A 19882-nucleotide genomic window follows, 5' to 3' on the forward strand; every position below is an offset into this window, starting at 1 on the left:
CACGTGAAACATTGCCATGGCTAAGCGAATCGACAAAGTCGCGAAAGCGGCGCACATCAAGAGAAACACGGAGGGAACCTCGAACGAGATTTCCTTCAGTGTTCTCGATGCGGCCAAAAATTCGCTCGATGGCGAAGGGAGCTCGAGCCCCTTCGGGACGATTTCCCTTTTCACGCTGCCTGGTAAGAAGAAACACATATCGACGCCATCGAAAGACGAGGGGCTTGCGCTGACGCAGCGGGAAGTGTCACCTTCCTCGGCGCGCTCCCAAAATCGATTCGAGCGCAGACAACGTCGTCTCGAGCAGAAAAGAGTAAGTGGAGCAGCTCGTGGGTCGCACAGCGCGCGTGAACCTCGATCGTTCGATGCTGAAGTTGCATCGCGCAAGCGTGCGCGCAAGCGCGGGCGGTTGATCGTATCGTTCGCGCTTACCGTAGCCCTGCTTGCGGTGGCTGGAGGGTTGACGTGGTGGGGTTTCGGCACCTATCAAGATCAGCAGACGTACAAAGGGGTCTTGAGCAGCGCCATCTCTGAGCTGTCCGGGACCGACGAGCTGTTGGCAGAAATCGATGCCGTCGTCGTCGATTTGGCGAACAGTGACGTCACCTCCCTTTCGCTAGACGATGCGCTTGATGTCCAGAAAAAGGTGCAGGATGGGAAGTCGACCTGCATCGATGAGCTTAATGAGGCAGAGGAAGCGGTAGGTCAAGTAGCAATAAGTAGCAGTTCCGATGCGAGCAATACCCCCGATTCAAAGGCAGTCGACGCGATAACGGCCCGTCGCCAGATGCTGACAAGCGGAGCAACTATCGTTGACGACACGGTGAGTGTTCTCCAGGCGAGGCAAGAGGCAACGAAAGGATGGCAGTTGGTTCTCGCTGCCGATGGGTTGGCTCGAGAGGCGGCGGATATCGCCTCGTCGGCAACGTCGGCCGATATGCAAGCGTCGACAGAGAAGTCCCAGCAGGCGATAGAATCCTTTTCGAAGGCGAAGACTGCGCTGCAGAATGCCGAGCAGCTCTTCCCGCAGTTGGATTTGAGCGCATATATGAGCTACATCGATAAGAGACTCGAAGCTCAAGGCTATGCCATCGAGTCGAACGATGCGCTCATCAACCGCGACACGCAAGCGGCGACCGAGCATAACGACGCATACAACAACGCGGAGAAACAGGCGGGCGAACTCGCAGAGAAGCTTCCGGAGGATCCAGACGAGCTCGTAGTAGACGCGTTTAATAGCAAAACGGCGTCGAGTCGAGAAATGTATGAAAATGCCCGTTCACAAGCGCAGAGCGCAGATGCTTTTATCCGTGATTATTTGGGCACCTTCAATAAATAGCGTATAGTATGCAGCATATATGCCTTCATGCAAAAGGAAAGTGAAAGGGCATCCTATGCCGGATATCATCGACCATGTGTCATATCTCTCCGAGGAAATCGGGCCGCGACCTGGCGGTACCGAAGAGGAGCAGCAGGCGGCGCTCTATATCGCCGACTATCTTCAGAAGGAAGCGGGCCTCGCAGCAGAAATCGAGGACTTCGCCATAGCCTCCAACACGGAGACGCCGTCGCTCATTTGTGCAGGCATCTTGCTCGTTGCAGTGGTTTTGGGTCTTGCGGTTCCCGCTATTGGGATTCTCGCATTCTTCCTTGCTCTGGTAAGCGGGGGTCTTATGCTCGCTGAATCGCTTGGCAAGCCAGTCCTCTCTCGCATGCTCGGCAAAGGCGTGAGTCAGAATGTAGTGGCAAAGTACGAGCCCGCCTCCGCCGACATGAAGTCTTCCCATCGAAAGATAGTGATTGTTTCCCATTACGACAGCGGTAAGGTTCAGGCTGAGTTGAACGAGCCTCTTCTGGGGATTCTTCCGATAATCAAGCTTTGTGCACCTGTTGCTGCCGTGGTTACTGCGATTTTGCTTCTCATTCGCGGGGTGGCTCTCGGTAATGCGTCGGGTGCTCCCGTTGTCGTTATCTCGATCATCACGGTGATTGCCGCGATTATTGCGATTGCTCCGGGAATCTTCGCGCTCGCGCACCGTACGGCTGGATATAGCGCTGGTGCCAATTGCAATGCATCGGGTGTTGCTGTGCTCATGGAGACCGCTGCTCGTGTTGGCAGCCCTACGTCTGCTGTTGAGAACTATGAAGAGGACCCGGTAATCCATGGAGAGGAAGCGGCTCGCGTCGCTGGCGTGGTCCCCGACGGAGCCTCCGTGGTTTACGAGGCGCCTCAAGCACCTGCGGGTTCGGCAGAGGCTCGCCTTGCTCAGGCGAAGGCGGCAATCGCGGCGATTTCTGGAAAGCCCGTGCCAGGAGCCGCCCCTGTGTTCGACATCTCCGAGAATCTCGTACAAGTGAAAGACGAGCCGGTCGGCAAGCCGAGCGACGAGGAGATGCAGGCGCTTCGCGAGGACACCTCGGCCGCCTTCGCTCCGAAACCCGCCGAAGCTGCCGCTGCTCTTCAGGAGCAGATTGCGGCTCAAGCTGATGCCGCTGAGGCTGCGTTGGCGGCATCGCGTCCCGCCCCTGCAGCTCAGGGTTCCCCCATCGAGGGGTATCTTGACAAGGAGATGTCGCAGTTCGATTCCCCGTGTGAGGCGGCATATATCGAAACTTCTCAGCAAGAGGCCCCTGCGGCCGCCGAGATGGTGGTTGAAGATGACGGGTCGAGCGTTCCCGCGTGGTTTGCGCGCGCCCAGGAAAAGGCCAAGCGTCCCAAGAATGACGACAAGCCTGTCCATCGCTCTCGATATGCCGATGCGCTCGATGCCGCGGTGAGCGCGAGCAGAGTTCATTTCCAGGAAGCGAACGAGGCGGTTGTGTCCGAGACCGAGCAGCGATTGGCTGCTATGCGCGATTCCATAATGGAAGTGAAGGCGCCGGGCTTCGAGAGTGAGGGTGGAGATACTACCTTCGCGGTGATCGAACAGGAGCGCGTGTCCATCGCGGGGGAGAGAGATCAGGCGATCCCCGATTGGTCTATGCCCGAATGGACGAAGCCTGTCGATACCTCGGCGCCCCTCGCTGTCGAGCCGGTTTCCGCAGAGGCAACTCCGATTGCTAACAATGAAGTGCCGGCGCAGCCCGCTGATTCTCCCGCTGGCGAGCAGCGCGTTTCCGCAGCGGCGATTCCTCCTGTTGTTCCCGTACAGGACGCAGCGTCGATGCCGAACGTTCAGGCTGGAGCTGCAGACTCGCCCGCGCCCGCCTCGACCGAGGAATACGCTACGTGCGCGATGACGCCGATCGACGTGACCGGCCTGCGCGAGGAGGCGGCTGCCCAGGCGGCGGCGGAAGCCCCTGCGCCGTTCGTGGCTCCTTTGGCCGCGGAAGCAAGCCGCACTGCACAGGCACCGACGCTCGAGGCGATAACTGCAGAAGATTTGAAGCCGGTCGCCGAGCTGAAGAAGCAGCGCGCGCCTCTTGCAGACGCCTCAAAGGGAAAAAAATCGCCTGTTGAGAGACTTCGTGCTCAAATTCCGTCCATTGAGAGCTCTTCTCAGGGCCAAACGGAAGCCGCTCCGACTCATCCTTCGTCTATGTCGATCTCGAGCCTGAGAGGCTCTCTCCCGTCGCTTTCCGGCTCAATCACGCTTGAAAAGCCGGCGGAGGCACCCCAAGAGAATGAAACTGCCGAGGAAACGTCCGATGACGCGACGGTCGCGATCAATCAGATCGGATCTTTTGCACCTGCGAGCGCGACAGGCTCTTTCGCCCCTGTCGATGAGGAGCTTTTCGAGAATGTCGCCGACGAAGACATCTATGTCGATGATGCGGATGATTCGGCGTACGACGGCACTGTCACCGAGACAGGCGCATTCGCGGGCCCTGGGTACGTTGAGATGCCGAAGTCTCGCGTTCGCAAGTTCTTCGACCGCTTTAGCCGCAAGAAGAAGCAAGAAGACACTCCCATGACGCCGCAGGAATGGCTCGACGTCGATGATTCCTTCGATGCTCGCACTGTGGGGGCCGACCGAGGTGGTTGGGAGAGCTTCCGCGACGAGTCTGCGTCTTACGAGGCTGATGCAGCTGCGCAGGCTGGCTACGGGGAATATTCACAGGACGAGTACGACGACGATTACTACGACGAGGACAACAGCTTCTACGAGGACAAGACGACCGCTTTTGAGCCGGCGTCTGACGATGGCGCGCGCCGTGGTGGCCGCAGCCGTTGGAACGGAGGCGCCTTCTCGCGCATCTCGATGGGCAATGCAAACGTTCGCTCCGAAGAGGAAATCGTGACGCCGGATATGATGCCGGAGCCTGTGGAGCCCGAAGAAGACGAGGAGCGCATTTACCACTTCCATAACCCCGAGATTACGACGGAAGTCTGGTTCGTCGCTCTTGGCTGCGAGCTTTCCGGCCATAACGGCATGAAAGCGTTTCTCGCCGACCACGCCGATGAGCTGCGTGGTGCGATCATCGTGGATCTCGAGGCGATGGGTGCAGGGTCGCTGTCGCTTATCGAGAGCGAGGGCACGCTGCGTAAGGTATCCGTCTCTTCTCGTATGAAGCGCTACGTGAAGAAGGCGGCTCAGGCAACGGGCGCGCACGTGGGCGGTGCGACTATCCCGTGGGGCGAGGGGTCTGGAGCATACGCCGCGCAGCAAGGTTTTCAGGCTATGCATCTCGCTGGCATGGACGGGATTAAGCCTGCGTTCTTTGGTCAGAAGGATGATACGATTGACGTGGTGAAATCGGACAATCTTTCCAAGAATGTCGAGTTCGTTGTGGAAATGCTAAAGAATATCTAAGGGGAGTAGGATTTCTTAGAGGTAGATTGTCTGCTTCCTGTATAATTTCGAACGTTTGAGGTGAAACGGGCTTTTGGTTCCATCCATATCGATTCGATAGAGAGGTTTATAGGAATGGCCATTGAAGCATATTGCGTCAAGTGCAAGGCGAAGAAGGAAATGCAGAACCCGGTTGAGGGCGTTACCAAAAACGGTAAGCCCATCATGAAGGGAACCTGCCCTGACTGCGGGGGCAAGATCTGCCGCATTGGCGCTGTTAAATAACCCGAATGCGCTCAGCTTGCGAGAGGCGATGTTTCACGTGAAACATCGCCTTTTTTAGTGCTTGTAGGGGTGGACGAACGGATTGTCCCTCATGACGTTCTCGAGCATCGAAATATAATCCTCGAGAAGCGGGCTGCGTTTCATCTGGCTATGGATAATGTATCCGACCTGCATCGTTCCGTTGCTGCCGGGAAGGCCACGGGTATCAAGTGGGATGGACACGATGCCCGTGTGCATCTCGGAGGAGAGGACGCCGGTAGACAACGTGTAGCCGATATGATTGGTAAGGAGGTTCGTCAACGTTCCGCGGTCGGAGAAACGGATCTCCTTCTTATGGGGAATCTGATTGAATGGCTCTTCGGCGTAATAGAAGGAGTTTTCCGTACCCTGCTCAAAGGAATAGCGCGGATAATCTTCCAAATCGTCAAGCGTGAGGATTTTTGCCTTCGCAAGCGGATGATGTTCGCCGACGAACACGTGAACCTGCGCATCAAAGAGAGGCGTGAAGACGACGTTTGCATCAGCAAAGGCTTTGTCGAGCACACGTGAGTTGAAGCTATCGCGGAACAGGATTCCAATCTCGCTACGGAAGGTACGCACGTCGTCGATAATCTCGCCAGTTCGGCATTCTCTCAAGGTGAACTCGTACTCGTCTCCTGTGTACATTTCAGCGACCTCGACAAAGGCTTGCACGCTGAAGGCGTAGTGCTGCGTCGAAACTGTCAGGCGCGCATGGCTCGAAGATCCTTTTGCGTAGCGCTCGGAGAGCATGTCGGCCTGTTGGATAACCTGACGCGCATAGCCGAGCAGCTCGGTTCCGTCATTGGTAAGGGTGACGCCACGATTGCTGCGGGTGAATATGGTGATTCCGAGTTCAGCCTCAAGCTCCTTGATCGCCGTGGAGAGGTTGGACTGCGAGGCGTAGAGATTTTGAGCCGCAGCATTGATGGACCCATATTCCGCGATAGCTATGAGGTAACGAAGCTGTTGTAAAGTCATGGAGAGCCTTTCTTAAAGCGAACCGCCTTGAGTAGATGGCGATATTGCAAATGCATTATACGCAACTATCGATTGTAAAGATAACGAGTACTCAAAAGAAAGTCCAATCCAAGCGCTTGCTTCAAGCAAGTTCGAGTGGTTTTATTATCAAGCACCCATGAGCAACAATGAGGAGTATATGCATGGCGAAGAAGAACATACCTTACGATCAGAAATACTACGATCCCGAAATCGAGTGCATGCCGCGTCCTGAGTTAGAAAAACTCCAGCTCGAGCGCTTGCAGACGATGGTGAAGTACGCATACGAGAACACGGTGTACTACAAGCGCTCCTTCGATGAGGCCGGTGTGAAGCCCGAGGATATCACGTCGCTCGCCGACATCGAGAAATTCCCCTTCATTGACAAGAAGACGGAGCGTGAGACGCAGCATGTCGGAAGCTTCTTCGGCGAGATGTGCTCCGTTCCCGAGGAGGACGTCGTGTTTATGGCGACCTCATCCGGCTCGACCGGCGTTCCCACGGTAAGCCCCTTCACGCAGGAAGACTTCGACCTGTGGCAATCGACCGAAGCGCGCCTCTTCTGGCAGGCGGGTATGCGCCCGAACGATCGCTACGTGCACGGGTTAAACTTCGCGCTCTACGTCGGCGGCCCCGACGTTATGGGTGCGCAGGAACTCGGCGCGCTCGCCATCTGGGTTGGTGCGGTGCCTTCCGACCGCTTGCTGTTCGTGCTGAAGCAGTATCAGCCGACCGTCATCTGGACGTCCCCCTCTTATGCTTGGGCGCTTGGGGAGAAGGCGAAGGAGAAAGGGTTCGACCCGCGCGAGGACTTCAGCATCCACACTATCATCGTTGCAGGTGAACCTGGCGGCTCCATCTCGTCGACGCGCGAGGCGATCGAGGATTTATGGGGCGCTAAGGTCGTCGACTTCTTCGGCCTGTCCGACATCTACGGCGCATGCGCTGCGATGTGCGAAGCGAAAGACGGCCTGCACATCGTCGAGGACCAGATTCTCGTGGAAACTGTCGACCCGACGACCGGCGAGGTGCTTGAGCCGGGCAGCGTCGGCGAGCTGACTTACACGACGCTCATGAAGAAGGCGCGCCCGATGATCCGCTTCCGCTCGGGCGACATCGGATATGTGAGCACCGACAAGTGCGAATGCGGGCGCACCCTTGCCCGTATCCATGTGACCGGCCGCAAGGACGAGATGTTCATCGTCGGCGCTGTGAACGTGTTCCCCTCCGACGTGGAATACGTCGTCCGTGCGTCGAAGGGCCTTACCGGCGAGTACTCCATTCGCGTCTACGATGAGAACTACACGACCCGTTACGAGGTCTCGGTCGAGCGTGCGTTTGGCAGTGAAGAGCCGTATGCCGAGGTTGCGAAGCGCGTCGAGGCGGCATTGAAGGCCCATTGCGGCGTGCGACCTGCTAAGGTGATCGTGTACGACGCGGGCAAGCTCGGTACGTCTTCCGCACACAAAGCGAGCCGTTTCGTTGATGAGCGTACGCAGAAGTAAGGAGAAGGCTATGTCGAAAACGTTTTCGGTTTCAGGTCAGCACTACCTCTTCGATGTGCAGACGTTCGCGCACACCGTGCTTGCGGCAGGCGGCGATGAGTATTCCTACGCGTTGCGCGACCGCACGACGCAGGGCGTCATCGACGATGTCGCGCAAGGAGTGAGCGAACTGGGCATTCTGCTCAAGACGTCCGCTTCGGATGCCGCTCTCGACGAGGCGTTCAAGACGGCGGGCGTGCAGTATACCGAGCTCGTGCAGTCGGCGCCGCGCGTGGCCCTGCCCTCGAGTCATCCGATGTCGAACGCGAAGTCGCTTTCGTTGGGCGACCTTGCTGATTGGCCGTATATCTACTTTGATCAGGGAAAAGATGCGCCTGCTGAATTCGCGGAAGAAGCGGTGTGCGACCCTGCATGCGCAAAGAAGATCGCGACGACCGACCGCGCCTCGCTCTCCGAGCTCTGCGTAGCCCTCAATGGCTATACGGTGACGAGCGGTATTCTCGTGGGCATCGCAGACGGCCCGGCGCTGACGACTGTTCCTCTCGAGACGGACGTGACAATCCATCTCGGGTATATCACGAAGGCAGATGCCGAGCTTTCCACTTTGGGCGAAAGCTTCCTCGATCGACTGAAGAAGAATCTCGAGCGCTATGTTGCATCCCTCTAAGGGAAAGCGGCGCGTATAACGGTGAAGGCCTCAGGCGGAATAATCCGTCTGAGGCCTTTTGTTCTTGAAGATGGGCGTTTGCCAGCGCAAGCTTGATTCCCGGAAGAGACCGCTTCTCCCTTGCGCGCCGAGCTCTCGCCATGCAGTGAGGTGCGGTGCCGTTTTTCTCGCTGGGCGCGCTGCGTTATCTTCCTGTCAGCACGCGCTCGTCGCCTGAGCGGCGGGTGATGCCCTTGTCGTCGAAGTATTCCAACAGGGGGATGGCGTACTTTCGGGTGGTGCCCATGGCGTCCCTCAGCTCCGCGGCGCTCGCTGAGGCCCCGTTGGCGAGGCATGTGCGAACCGCCTGTTCAAATTGGGCAAGTACCTCAGTGGAGAAGGCGAGTTCTTTCGTGACGCGCATCGCTTCGCCTGCTTTCTCGAGGGAAGCCATGGCGCGTCGGCCGAGAGCAGGCTCGATCTTGCAGCTCGAGAAGATCTCATCGAGCGTGGCGGGTGACCCGCCGGCCTCGCGAAGTGCAGCGAGCAGGGCTTTTGCAGCTTGTTTCTCCAGTGCCTGAGCTCCGGCGCCCGCTTGGGGATGGCAAACCTCGCCGCCGTTGACGACAGCGTGTTTGGTGGCTTGCGCATCGGACAGGAGAGCGTCGAAACAGTCGGCGGAAAGGCGGGCGGCCGCTTTCTGGCGCAGCGCCTCCTTTGAGATGCCGGTCGATGTCGGGTTCTCGTTATGGAAGGCGAGTAAGGCATTCTCGATTGCTGAGCGCATCTTCTGCACATAGCGCGGCGTGGTGAAATACTCAACTGCGCCTGCCTGACCAGATGAGAGGCGGACGGCTTTGCGCGATTTCTCGAGCGACTCGAGTGCGCTCTGCGCTGCTATTCGAGTGCATCCTGCTGCATGGACGATACCCTCGCACGTTACTGGCGCCTTCTCAAGGTTGAACGCGTATTCCGCTGCACGGTTGCCATCCCCGTCGCGCAAGGCATCGAGGAGCGCGGTCTTCTCGGGGGTCGCCGTGGTCGAGCGCTTGGGGTGCGCGCGAAGCACGACGCCGCCGCCGATAACGTGCACGGGGGAGTACGACCTCACGATGAAGTGATCTTGCCAGGATACGGGAAGCTCCTCGTCGAGGCGGATTTGGGCATAAGTTCGCTCGCCGGGCTTGAAGCCCTGCTCGTTCCCGATGCGGAGGATTCGCCCTGTTACCTCGCGCGTTCCGTGGGAAACATGGACGCGCGCCCCGCTTTCGAGGGGCTTGTCGGACGAGGGGAGGCCGAGGTAGGTGAAGTCGGCGTCGAAGCGGTCGGTCGCGGTGACGGTATGGGGAACGGCGAGGAAATCACCCGGGCGTACCTCGTCGGTAGAAAGAGCGTTCAGGTTGAGCGCCACACGGTGCCCAGCCTCGGCGCGCTCGACGCTTTCCCCGTGAATTTGGATGCTTCTCACGCGGGATATGCGTCCGCTTGGGAGCACTTCAAGTTCGTCGCCTGTGGAAACGGCGCCGCTCCAGAGAGTTCCCGTGATGACCGTGCCTGCGCCTTTGATGGTGAAGACGCGGTCGATTGGCAGGCGAGCGCTGTCGGATGCTTTTTGACGCTTCGTTGCTTTCGCTGCACGGCCGAGCGCCGCTTTCAGATCGTTGAGTCCCTCTCCCGTGCGGCTCGACACAGCAACGATTTCGGCACCCTCGTAGGGTCCGCCTGCAAGGCGGCCTTTCACCTCGTCAGCCATGAATTCGACCCATTCATCGTCGACGAGGTCGGTCTTCGTGAGCGCGACGACGAGTGTGGGGATGCGTAGAAGCTCCAGCACGGCCAAGTGCTCGGTCGTCTGCGGCATGACGCCGTCGTCGGCTGCGATGCACAGGAGTGCCATATCGATGCCAGTTGAGCCCGAGATCATCTGGCGGACGAACTTTTCATGGCCAGGGACGTCGACTACGCCTAAGGTGGTGCCGTCGTCGAGGGAAAGGCGCGCGAAGCCAAGCTCGATGGTGATTCCGCGTTGCTTCTCCTCCGAGAGGCGGTCGGGATCGGTACCCGTCAACGCGAGGATAAGCGAGGACTTGCCGTGGTCGATGTGCCCTGCGGTTCCCAGGACGAGGTCGTGGTTCTTCATCGGTCAATCCCTTCGAAATACTCGGTGCAGGCGCGCACGATTTCCTGCATCTCTCCCTCGTCGAGCACAGTGCGCCCATCGAAGAGCAGCATGTCTTTCTTCAGGCGACCCACAACGGGAACGAGGCGCTCCGAAACAAGGTGCCGATCGCATGAGAGCGCGTCGCCTCGCAAGAACCTGACCTGCGCGCAATAGGTGGGGATGTCGCACATGGGCAGCGCACCGCCTCCTGCGCGGGAAATCTCCTCGACGATGGAAACCTCGCAGGCGTCGGCGGGAAGCGCTTTTTTCAGCATACTCGCAAGCTTTTTGGTGCGAACGCGGACCTCATCGGCGGTTTCGGTGAGCATGCGCAGGGTGGGGACCTCGCGGCGTGCGTTTTCGGGATTCAGGTAGAGGCGCAACGTGGCCTCGAGCGCGGCGAGCGTCATCTTGTCGAGGCGCAGCGCACGGGCGAGCGGATTCTTCTTCAGGCGCGCGATCAGCGGCTTCGCACCGACGATGATGCCTGCCTGAGGGCCGCCAAGCAGCTTGTCGCCTGAGAACGACACGAGATCGGCTCCGGCTTGCAACGATTCGGAGACGGTGGGCTCGGCGTAGTCGCCGAAGCAGGTCAAGCGCATGAACGCACCCGACCCCTGGTCCTCGTAGACAAGGAGCTTGCCGCCGCCCGTTCCGCCTGCCTGCTCGCGCGCGGCGTTCTCGTCGTTGGCAAGCGAGCGCAGCTCGGAGATGGCGACCGATTCCGTGAAACCGATCAGGCGGTAGTTCGAGGGATGCACCTTCAAGACCATGGCCGTGTCGGGCGTGACCGCTCGCACGTAGTCGGAAAGGTGTGTCTTGTTCGTGGCGCCGACTTCCACCATAGCGGCGTGCGATTGCGCCATGATGTCGGGGATGCGGAACGATCCGCCGATCTCGACGAGCTCGCCGCGCGAGACGATAGCTTCGTGACCTGCGGCGAATTCGGAGAGCACCATCATGACTGCCGCGGCGTTGTTGTTCACCGCTATTGCGGCTTCAGCGCCGGTGAGGGTGCAGATGAGCTGCTCGCAGTGGGAATGGCGCGAGCCGCGAGCCATCGCGTCGGTGTCGTATTCCAGCGTCGAGTACCCGCTTGCGACCTCGTTCACGGCCTGCACGGCGGCGGGCGCGAGAACGCTTCGTCCGAGGTTGGTGTGGATGATGACGCCGCTTGCGTTCACGACGCGTCGCAAAGAGGGACGGTTCAGCGCGAGAAGCCTCATGCGGGTCGCGCGCACGATGCTCGGAACGGACGTGTCGGCGTCGCTTCCCGCAAGGATAGCTTGCCGCGCTTCGTCGATGCTTGCGCGCACAGCGTCGCATACCAAGTCTCGGGGAACGCTTTCGGTGAGGGCCTCGAGCGAGGCATCGTGGAGGACTTCCTCAACCTGAGGAAGCGAGCGGAGCTTATCGTGCGGGGACTGCGAAGTCATGAATGCGCCTTTCGTGCGAGAAACGGTGACTCAAATTGTAACAGTGGGCGGCTTTTCCGTCGCCCTCGGACGCGATTGCGGCCATCGCGTCCGTCAGATGGGCACCCTGTGCGTTTCTGCGTTATACTCATCCTTGACAGAGCGATTTTTCGCCGCGCGATTCTGCCGCCGCGCGACATTCTGCATTTTCGCCTGCTTGGAAGCTTGTTTCACGTGAAACAAGCGCAATTTACCGTGCCCGTATGTACGGGCCTCAGCAAGGAAGGATTCCCCATGAAAATCCTCGACGGTTTTGGCAAGCAATGCCCTATGCCTCTCGTCATGGCGAAAAAGGAGCTCGACGCGGGCGCAACGGAGCTCGCTATCCAGGTCGATAACGAGACGGCCGTGAAAAACCTCACGCGTCTCGGAAAGAAGAAGAGCATGGCCACGTCGGTTGACGAGATCGAGGGCGGCTGGCTCATTACCTTCGGCGAGGGCGACGGCACCGAGGCTCCTGCCGTCATTTCCGAGGCGGGAAGCGCGTGCTCGACCACGGGCGGTTGCGGCTACTCCGTGTTCGTCGGCAAGGACTTCGTGGGCGACGGCGATCTCGAGCTCGGTCGCAACCTTATGAAGATGGCTCTCTACACGCTTTCCGAGGCGGGCGATCCGCCGACGTCGCTTCTGTTCATGAACGCTGGCGTGAAGCTGGTAGCACCGGGAGAGGAGCAGGTCATCGAGGCGGTGAAAAAGCTCGAAGAGCAGGGCACCGAAGTACTCGTGTGCGGCACGTGCCTGAACTTTTTCGGCATTGCCGATGAGCTTTCCGTCGGCGAGGTTTCCAACATGTACGACATCCTCGAGCGTATGCGTGAGTCCGCGAAGACCATCACGCTGTAATGGGGGGGGAACTCAGATGGCGGACGCGCAACCATTCGTGCTCGCCTTCGACTCGACGCATGCCGCGATGGCGGCGCAAGCAGCCTTCAAGGCGGCGGGCGCCTCTTTTGCGCTCATCCCGACTCCGCGCGAGATCAGCGCGGGGTGCGGCATGTCGCTTAAGTTCAAGGCGGAAGGTGCGGCAGAGGCGCAAGCCTTCGTCGCCGATACCGTAACGGGCGATGCCGCGAAATGCGCAACGCTCTACGAGGCGACAGGGTACACGAAGCTCTCGTAGTCGAACAACAAGAAGGGGCCGAAATCGTTCGGCCCCTTCTTTGCATGCTGAGGCAAGAAACCTCGGCAATTTTCGGTTCTTTCCCCTATGCCTTCTGGGCAATCTCCTCGTTCATGCGGACGACGTCTGCGTCCTTGATCTTGAACAGGAAGACGAGGGGCACGAGGGAGATGAGCAGCAGCGCGAAGGGCAGCAGGAAGTAGACCTGGTTGATGCCCGCGACGGCGGCTGCGTCGAAGACGGTGGAGCTGGAGACGTAGCCGACGGCCGCGAGGGCGGCGGGCAGGATCATGGCGCGCAGGGTGACGCCGAGCTTGACGGCGACGGTCATGATGGACATGGTCGTGCCGGTGGTGTTCTCACCGGACTTCCAGTGGCTCCAGGTCGCGCACATGGAGTAGAGGTTGGCGGACAGGCCGTAGGCGAGGCCGAAGAGCACCTGGGAGACGAAGAGCAGCGCGTTGAGGGCGACGAAGCCGGGCTGGACGAAGAAGCAGATGCCGCAGATGACGGCCCAGCCGCCGACGCCGATCAGCGTGGTGTTCTTGGTGCCGATCTTCTTGGCGACGCGGGCGGCGATGAAGGAGCCGACGAAGCAGCCGATGAAGAAGACCATGAGGACGGTGCCGGCGGCCGCGGCGTCGCCCAGGACGACCTTGGCGTAGTAGGCGGTGCCGGCCGCGACGGTGTAGAAGGCGATCATGCGCAGGATGTCGTGGAGCACGACGCCGATCAGGTTGGGGTTGGTGACGATGTTCTTGCCCATGGCCTTGAAGGAGATCTTCTTGCCCTCGGACTTCGTCTCGGTGTCGTAGCCGGAGGTGACGCCGAAGCTGATGTACATGGCGATCATGTAGATGACGGACACGATCGCGGCGCAGATGCTGTAGGCGTACACGCCGCTGACGAGCGCCGTCAGGCTGGTGGTGATCAGCGGGACCAGCTTGGCGGAGATGACGCGGCCCAGGGATGCGCCGGCGCCGAGGCGGCCGGACAGGAAGGCGCGCTCGGAGGGGTCGTCAGTCAGGACATTGGTCATGGAGCGGACGCCCGCGTAGGTGATGTTCCAGCAGAAGTGGCTCCCGACGTAGCCGATCGAGATGATAATGGCGGCTGTGACGTCACCGCCGATCTTGGTGAAGCACAGGATGAAGAAGACCATGGCGATGGTCGGGGCGATGAGCAGCCAGGGGCGGTACTTGCCCTTCTTGAAGTGGAACTTGTCGATGAAGACGCCCGCGAGCAGCGCGGAGATGGTGTCGACGGCGGACGCGCCGGTGGCGATGATGCCCGAGATGGCCAGCGGCAGCTGGGCGACGTCGGTCAAAAAGAACAGGAAGAACGTCGTCTCGAGCGTTGCGGCTATTGAGAAGCCTATCTCGGACACCCCCCAGACGGAACGAATGGCAGTGTTGATTCTTGGCATGGTTCTCCTCCTTAGATTGGGCGCTATCCCCTTATGCGCCCGGTTTCCCGTGATGTATGTCAACCGCCTTTGCAGACGGGGTAAGCTTTTCGGAGGGGCAGGTTTTGGGATAAAGAACACCCGCCCCAGCGATGCTGCCCCTTCGTTGAAATTCGAGGGAAGAAGGGGCTTTTTGAGAGCGGAGGGGATGGTCTCTCGCTCGGGTTTAGCTTATAGACCTCGCGTACATGTGTCAGTGGGCATGGGGCATACGAAAGAAATGGAACTTGTTGTGCTTCTTGCAAGGCGTGCACGATGAGGGCGAAATCTTATTGTGCATTTTGCATAATAAGATTATCGAAAAGCCTGGCTTTCGACTAAAGCAATCGGACGGGAGATAGGCCATTATGGGATACGGCACAATGGCTTTATCTGAGGGGAGTAGGTCATGGGTGTTTCGCTGAACATCATGAAGCGCGAACTTGAGGCTATGGGGAACGTCTCAATCTCGTCTGACGGGAGTCTTGATTTCGAAAATGCCCGTCTTTATCTGGGGGAATCGTCGATTGCGGGGGACGATATCCTCTACGTTTGCTCGACGAGCGAAGACTGCGAAAGCGTCCGAGGCTACGGCCGCCACGCAGCTTTCGTGGACCATCACGCGACCAAGCCCGACCAGACCGCCGTGCTTTCCGTCACGGGGGGAGAGGGAACGCTCCAGGTATTCAACGCGTTGCTCGAAATCTTCTATCGATTCGGGATGTGGGAGCGCGATATGGACGCGGTGCTCGGCCGCGGCGGCGGGCTTCAAGAGCTTATGGACGTGAGCGAGAAGATGCTGCGCAACAACGTCGTCGTAGTGGATCCGGCTCTCAAGCTTTTGGCCTACACCAAAGGAACTCCCTGTGACGATCCGATTACGATGGAGCTGATCGAGCACGGCTACCATACCGAGGAGAACATCCGGAAGTTCCAGCTGCACAAGCGCTTCAAGCCATGGGCGAAAGAGGACGGCTTCATCGTCAACGATACGCTCTCCATCTGCAAATACGTCACAATCGTAAAGTCGTTTAAAACCAAGACGACCTTCAGTCTCATCGTCGTTATGATGTGCAACGAGCTTCCCCCCTGCGACTATCTCTACGATACGTTCGACCTTTTCCTCTCGAGGGTCAAACGCATTGCCGAGCACGAATACCCGGAAGACAAACCCTCGGGTAACGCGGTCGACACGTTCCTTCATGATCTGCTTTTGGGCCGCGAGAGCAACGAGGCTATCATTCGCGAGCGATGTAAGCTCGTGGGTATTCCACCAGAAGCGCGGTTTTGCCTGTTCACGATTCCCGTCACCGAGGATATGTCTCCCTCGCGGCTTCTTTCCGACCTGGTCACGATGGTGGCACCGGCGAAAGTTGTCCTATTTGACGGCTGCGTTACGGTGCTGTGCTTCAACTGCCTCTCTCCGCAGTGCGCGCTGCATTGCGAGGTCGGTTCGTGCCCAAGGGGGCATAAATCCATCTCATCGCGCATCAACGAGCTCATGGAGAAAATGGACCTTATCTGCGGACGCAGCTCCAAGTTCACAAACCTCGCTAAGGCTTCCATTGCCTATCGACAGGCGCGCGAGGCTGCACGGCTTGGGGCGAAGGCCAAGCCGGGCGCTCATAAGCTGCCGATTTCGTTCAACTGGAGCCGTATCTTCTCGTTCGATCGAGCCCAAATCGCCTTTATCGCCGACAAAATGGGAGATGACCTGCCGCTTTTGAATTCAACCTACGCGAGCGTCGTCGTTCGTTCTATCGCGAAAGACGACGCCGAGCGGGGCACTGGCAACTATCAGTTCCTCTACGAGTACCTCATGTGCGAGCGACGGGCGAACATCGTTGCCGAGAAACTCCACATGCATCGCAACAATGTGAAGTATCGCATCGACCGCATCGAGAGCATGTATGGCATCGACACGTCCGATCCCTCCCTTCGCTTCTCGTTGCTCTTCGCATACCGTTTCGACGACATCGAGTTTATGCAAAATGCACAATAGAATTCATCGAAGACGGTGATTCCAGCCCCATGATTTACGCTGCGGCGCGCCGTACTCTTCTCGATGTCAGCACGGCACGGGAGAGAGTGCCGCAGAACAGGGGAAAGGATAGTCATCATGGCCATCAAAAAACATGAGGAAATTCGTCTCAACGTGAAGCCGATTTTCTTGACGCTGTACCACGAGTACGTGTTCGAGGGACCGTGCCGCTTCGGCGAGGGCATCCAGCTTGAGAAGGAATTCGACCTCCATATGGCCGCCGAGAAGTTCAAGGGTTGGTATGCCCAGCTCCAGGCCGCTATGCCGGAGAACGTCGTCAACCTGCTCGAGCCCGTCAAGGTCGAGCGCGACGAGAACTTCCTCACCAAAGACGAGATGATTGACAAGCTCGCCGAGGGCAGCGAAGAAGTCGACCTGTACTTCATCGGGTATGCGAGCCGCCCCTATGATTTGGCCCTCGAGTTTGCACAGCGCGTCGGCAAGCCCTGCGCCATCACTCAGGCATGCTGCGCCTCCGCTATCACGTCCGCCGAGTTCCTTGCCCGCGGCCTTGAGTTCTACTCCTTCGAGGATTGGGAGGACGCCACCGAGTACATGACCGTCCTGCGTGCCCGCAAGGTCATGAAGGACTCGAAGATCCTCGCTGCGACCCGCATGACGAGCACCGTTTCTCCGAGCGCTCCCGATTCCATCATCGATCCCGAGAAGATCACCGCGAAGCTCGGCACGCGCATCCGCTACGTCTCCGCCCACGAGCTGCTTGACCAGATTTCCTACGACGACCCGATGTCGAACCACTGCACGCCGGGTCGCAAGGGCCTGAACCTCACCGCCGAGGACGAGAAGATCATCGACAAGGAAACCGATGAGCTTATCAACGGCGCTGTCGAGTGCGACATGACGCGCGACATGGTCAAGAAGTCCGTCGAGGCCAACTACGGCATCAAGAAGTTCCTCGATTCCTACGAGTGCAACTGCTTCACCGCACCCTGCCCCGACCTGTGCGCAACCCGCCGTTTGAACGAGAAGCAGTTCACGATGTGCCTGAACCACTCGCTCAACAACGAGCAGGGCATCCCCTCCGCGTGCGAGTACGACCTGGGCGCCGTGGTTTCCAAGCTGATGCTGCAGGCCATCGGCCGCCGTCCGTCCTACATGGGCAACTGCTTCACGAGCCCGGTGCGCCACGGCGTGCGCGCTCAGCTCCCCAAGGCGCTGTTCTTCACGCCCGAGCATGTCGACCAGAAGATGGAAGAGCTCGGCGACGTCCCCAACGTCGTTCTGACCTTCCACTCCGTGCCGAACCGTCGTTGGGAATCCTTCGACGAGCCCTATCGCCCCTACGCTATTCGCCCGTTCGCCCGCTCCGGCTTCGGCGCGACCCTGCGCTACAAGTTCGAAGAGGACGCCGGTCAGACGATCACGATGTGCCGCGTCGACCCGACTGTCGAGAAGCTCTTCGTCGCCAAGGGCAAGGTCCTCACTTCCATGGGCTACGATCAGACCAACTGCTCCATGGGCGTGTTCTTCCAGGTGAAGGACTCCAAGGACTTCTTCAAGAAGCAGGCTGCCATCGGCAACCACATGCCGCTCATCTACGGTGACTTCGAAGAGCAGATCATCGAGCTCGGCGAGCTGCTCGGTCTGGAAATCGTCCAGGCATAAGTCAAGCCAACGAGAAGGCGTATCACGCGCCGAACGCCAAGCCCGCGGCGCCGCAATCGACGTCGCGGGCTTGTTCTTTCCCGAGTTCGGGGCTCGGGTCGGCGAGAAAGGGGATGGGGAACGTGAAGGCTCCTGACGAGATTCAGCAGGAATTTATCGACGGCTTCGTCGCCGCTGGTGACACGTTCGAGCAGTTCGACAACCTTTTGCGGCTATCGGCGCAGCTCGAGGAAATTCCCGAGGAGCGCAAAGTGAAAGAAGCGCTTGTGGAGGGGTGCCAGTCTCAGGTGTGGCTCTACCCCTCATGGGCGGGCGTGGCGCCGGGCGAGGGCTTCGCGCTTGAAGGCGACAGCGACACGCTCATGGTGCGTGGTGTGATCTATCTGTTCCAGCAAATGTTCTCGGGACAAGATGCGCAGGCGATTATCGAGTGCCCCGTGCGTTTCGTGGAAGAGACGGAGCTTGCCTATATCTTCGATGCGCAGCGGCAGGCGGGCGTTTCCGCAATCGCCACCACGGTCAAAGAATTCGCGCGCAAGGCGCTTTCCGATAAGGAGGAACCTCATCATGGCTAGCACGATGACGCTGAAAGACCGCCTCGATATCGCGGCAAAGGACGCGCAGGTCGCGCAGGATAAGATCACATCGGGCTTGCTCGATCGCGAGGGATTCCGCCAGGAGGTGCGCAACTACACGCTCGCGAAGTTCTTCCTGACCGAAGACGAGGTGCAGGCTTTGGGCACGGAGGACATCTTGAAGCTCGCCGACGAGAGCGTTGAGAAGCTTTTGCGCCAAAACGACAAGAGCGTGAAGCTCGCGGAAGGCTCGACCACGTGCACCAACCAGAGCTCGACCGACATCAAGAAGGTGCTTTTGTCCTTGACGCTCCAGCGTGCGCTGAACGTGCGTTTCACTCCCGAGGAGTCGGCCAACCTCGAGACCATCACGCAGCTCGCCGATGCGCTCTTCGATGCGAAGGACGACCCGAGCCTGCGCCGCGAGTAGGTGTAGCATAGGGGGCGATGCGCGCGGACGACGTTTCAAGCGCGACGGCGCGGCGCGCGAGGTGAAGGCAGCAAGGGGGCGGCAATGTTCGATGTAGCGAAGGTTCGCGAGGATTTTCCTATTCTTCAGACGCAGGTACACGGGTGCCCGCTCGTGTACCTGGACAATTCTGCGACAACGCAAGTGTCTGACCAGGTGCTTCGCGCGATTGAGAACCACTATCACACGAGCAACGCCAACGTTCATCGCGGCATGCACTATCTTGCGCACGCCTCGACCGACGCGCTCGAACGCGCACGTGAAACGGTGGCGCGCTTCGTGGGCGCGTCCGATGCGAGCTGCGTCGTCTTTACGCGGGGCACGACTGACGGGTTGAACATGGTGGCGCGCGGGTTGGAGCACTTGCTTCACCCCGGCGACCGTGTGGTGGTGAGCCAGCTCGAGCATCACTCGAACTATGTGCCCTGGCAGCAGGCGTGTTTTGCCACGGGCGCCGAGTTCTGCGTCGTTCGTCTGACCGAGTCGGGCGACGTGGACGAGGGTCACCTCGCCGAGCTTCTTTCTGCGGGAAACGTGAAGATCGTCGCTATGGCCGGATGCTCGAACGTGCTCGGCACGGTGGTGCCGGTGGCGAGGATCGCGCGGGCCGCGCACGACGCGGGTGCGCTCTTCGTGCTCGACGGCGCGCAGATCATGCGCCACGGCGTGGTCGACCTCGCCGAGTTCGGTGCCGACTACCTGGCGTTTTCCGGCCACAAGATGATGGCGGGCACGGGGATCGGCGCGCTTTGCGGCACGCGCGAGGCGCTCGAGATGCTCGCTCC

Annotated in this window: 16 protein-coding genes; 12 read left to right on the forward strand and 4 right to left on the reverse strand. The window is 59.4% G+C overall.

The window, feature by feature from the left end; all coding sequences use genetic code 11:
* The first annotated feature begins 409 nt into the window (after positions 1-409).
* From Q0G18_RS02545 to Q0G18_RS02555, 3 genes are all read left to right on the forward strand, one after another.
* Positions 410-1339 carry a hypothetical protein gene (locus tag Q0G18_RS02545; RefSeq protein ID WP_297149238.1) on the forward strand — a complete coding sequence of 310 codons (930 nt, stop codon included), beginning with the start codon at positions 410-412 and terminating at the stop codon, positions 1337-1339.
* A gap of 55 nt (positions 1340-1394) precedes the next feature.
* On the forward strand, positions 1395-4754 hold the full coding sequence (locus Q0G18_RS02550) for an aminopeptidase (RefSeq protein ID WP_297149240.1): 3360 nt from the start codon (positions 1395-1397) through the stop codon (positions 4752-4754).
* A gap of 114 nt (positions 4755-4868) precedes the next feature.
* Positions 4869-5018, forward strand: coding sequence for a DUF5679 domain-containing protein (locus Q0G18_RS02555; RefSeq protein ID WP_170264504.1), 150 nt, complete (start codon positions 4869-4871; stop codon positions 5016-5018).
* Positions 5019-5072: 54 nt separating this feature from the next.
* On the opposite strand, the gene Q0G18_RS02560 is transcribed toward Q0G18_RS02555, so the two are convergent.
* Positions 5073-6017, reverse strand: coding sequence for a LysR family transcriptional regulator (locus Q0G18_RS02560; RefSeq protein ID WP_297149243.1), 945 nt, complete (start codon positions 6015-6017; stop codon positions 5073-5075).
* 182 nt (positions 6018-6199) lie between these two features.
* Here Q0G18_RS02560 and Q0G18_RS02565 point away from each other — a divergent pair, with 182 nt between their 5' ends.
* Entirely contained in the window at positions 6200-7540 is a 1341-nt protein-coding gene (locus Q0G18_RS02565; RefSeq protein ID WP_297149245.1) for an AMP-binding protein, read from the forward strand.
* Positions 7541-7550: 10 nt separating this feature from the next.
* The gene (locus Q0G18_RS02570) at positions 7551-8207 is read left to right on the forward strand and encodes a LysR substrate-binding domain-containing protein (protein WP_297149247.1); all 657 of its coding nucleotides are present in this window, start codon (positions 7551-7553) and stop codon (positions 8205-8207) included.
* A gap of 184 nt (positions 8208-8391) precedes the next feature.
* Here the strand turns inward: Q0G18_RS02570 and selB are convergent, their stop codons facing one another.
* Both selB and selA read right to left on the reverse strand, forming a co-directional pair.
* Positions 8392-10326 carry a selenocysteine-specific translation elongation factor gene (selB, locus tag Q0G18_RS02575; RefSeq protein WP_297149250.1) on the reverse strand — a complete coding sequence of 645 codons (1935 nt, stop codon included), beginning with the start codon at positions 10324-10326 and terminating at the stop codon, positions 8392-8394.
* Positions 10323-11783 (reverse strand): L-seryl-tRNA(Sec) selenium transferase, encoded by a 1461-nt coding sequence (gene selA / locus Q0G18_RS02580; protein WP_297149251.1) that lies wholly within the window; start codon positions 11781-11783, stop codon positions 10323-10325. Before selA ends, selB begins: the two co-directional genes overlap by 4 nt.
* A gap of 273 nt (positions 11784-12056) precedes the next feature.
* On the opposite strand from selA, the gene yedF reads away from it, so the two are divergent.
* Together yedF and Q0G18_RS02590 are read left to right on the forward strand one after the other, a co-directional pair.
* Positions 12057-12665, forward strand: coding sequence for a sulfurtransferase-like selenium metabolism protein YedF (gene yedF / locus Q0G18_RS02585; protein ID WP_296059070.1), 609 nt, complete (start codon positions 12057-12059; stop codon positions 12663-12665).
* A 16-nt stretch (positions 12666-12681) separates the two neighbouring features.
* Positions 12682-12942 carry a DUF3343 domain-containing protein gene (locus Q0G18_RS02590; RefSeq protein ID WP_296059068.1) on the forward strand — a complete coding sequence of 87 codons (261 nt, stop codon included), beginning with the start codon at positions 12682-12684 and terminating at the stop codon, positions 12940-12942.
* 85 nt (positions 12943-13027) lie between these two features.
* Here the strand turns inward: Q0G18_RS02590 and Q0G18_RS02595 are convergent, their stop codons facing one another.
* Complete coding sequence (locus tag Q0G18_RS02595; RefSeq protein WP_296059066.1) at positions 13028-14368, reverse strand: MFS transporter; 1341 nt, start codon at positions 14366-14368, stop codon at positions 13028-13030.
* A gap of 427 nt (positions 14369-14795) precedes the next feature.
* Here Q0G18_RS02595 and Q0G18_RS02600 point away from each other — a divergent pair, with 427 nt between their 5' ends.
* From Q0G18_RS02600 to Q0G18_RS02620, 5 genes are all read left to right on the forward strand, one after another.
* Positions 14796-16388 carry a CdaR family transcriptional regulator gene (locus tag Q0G18_RS02600; RefSeq protein ID WP_296059064.1) on the forward strand — a complete coding sequence of 531 codons (1593 nt, stop codon included), beginning with the start codon at positions 14796-14798 and terminating at the stop codon, positions 16386-16388.
* Between the two features lie 117 nt (positions 16389-16505).
* Complete coding sequence (locus Q0G18_RS02605) at positions 16506-18053, forward strand: hypothetical protein (protein WP_297149252.1); 1548 nt, start codon at positions 16506-16508, stop codon at positions 18051-18053.
* Positions 18054-18166: 113 nt separating this feature from the next.
* Complete coding sequence (locus Q0G18_RS02610; protein WP_297149254.1) at positions 18167-18628, forward strand: SufE family protein; 462 nt, start codon at positions 18167-18169, stop codon at positions 18626-18628.
* The gene (locus Q0G18_RS02615) at positions 18621-19058 is read left to right on the forward strand and encodes a hypothetical protein (RefSeq protein WP_296059057.1); all 438 of its coding nucleotides are present in this window, start codon (positions 18621-18623) and stop codon (positions 19056-19058) included. The genes Q0G18_RS02610 and Q0G18_RS02615 overlap by 8 nt, the downstream gene beginning before the upstream one ends.
* 84 nt (positions 19059-19142) lie before the next feature.
* The coding region (locus tag Q0G18_RS02620) for an aminotransferase class V-fold PLP-dependent enzyme (protein WP_297149256.1) at positions 19143-19882 on the forward strand (740 nt) is incomplete at its 3' end.

The organism is uncultured Ellagibacter sp., assembly GCF_934636505.1.
In the GTDB taxonomy this organism is placed as follows: Bacteria; Actinomycetota; Coriobacteriia; order Coriobacteriales; family Eggerthellaceae; genus Ellagibacter.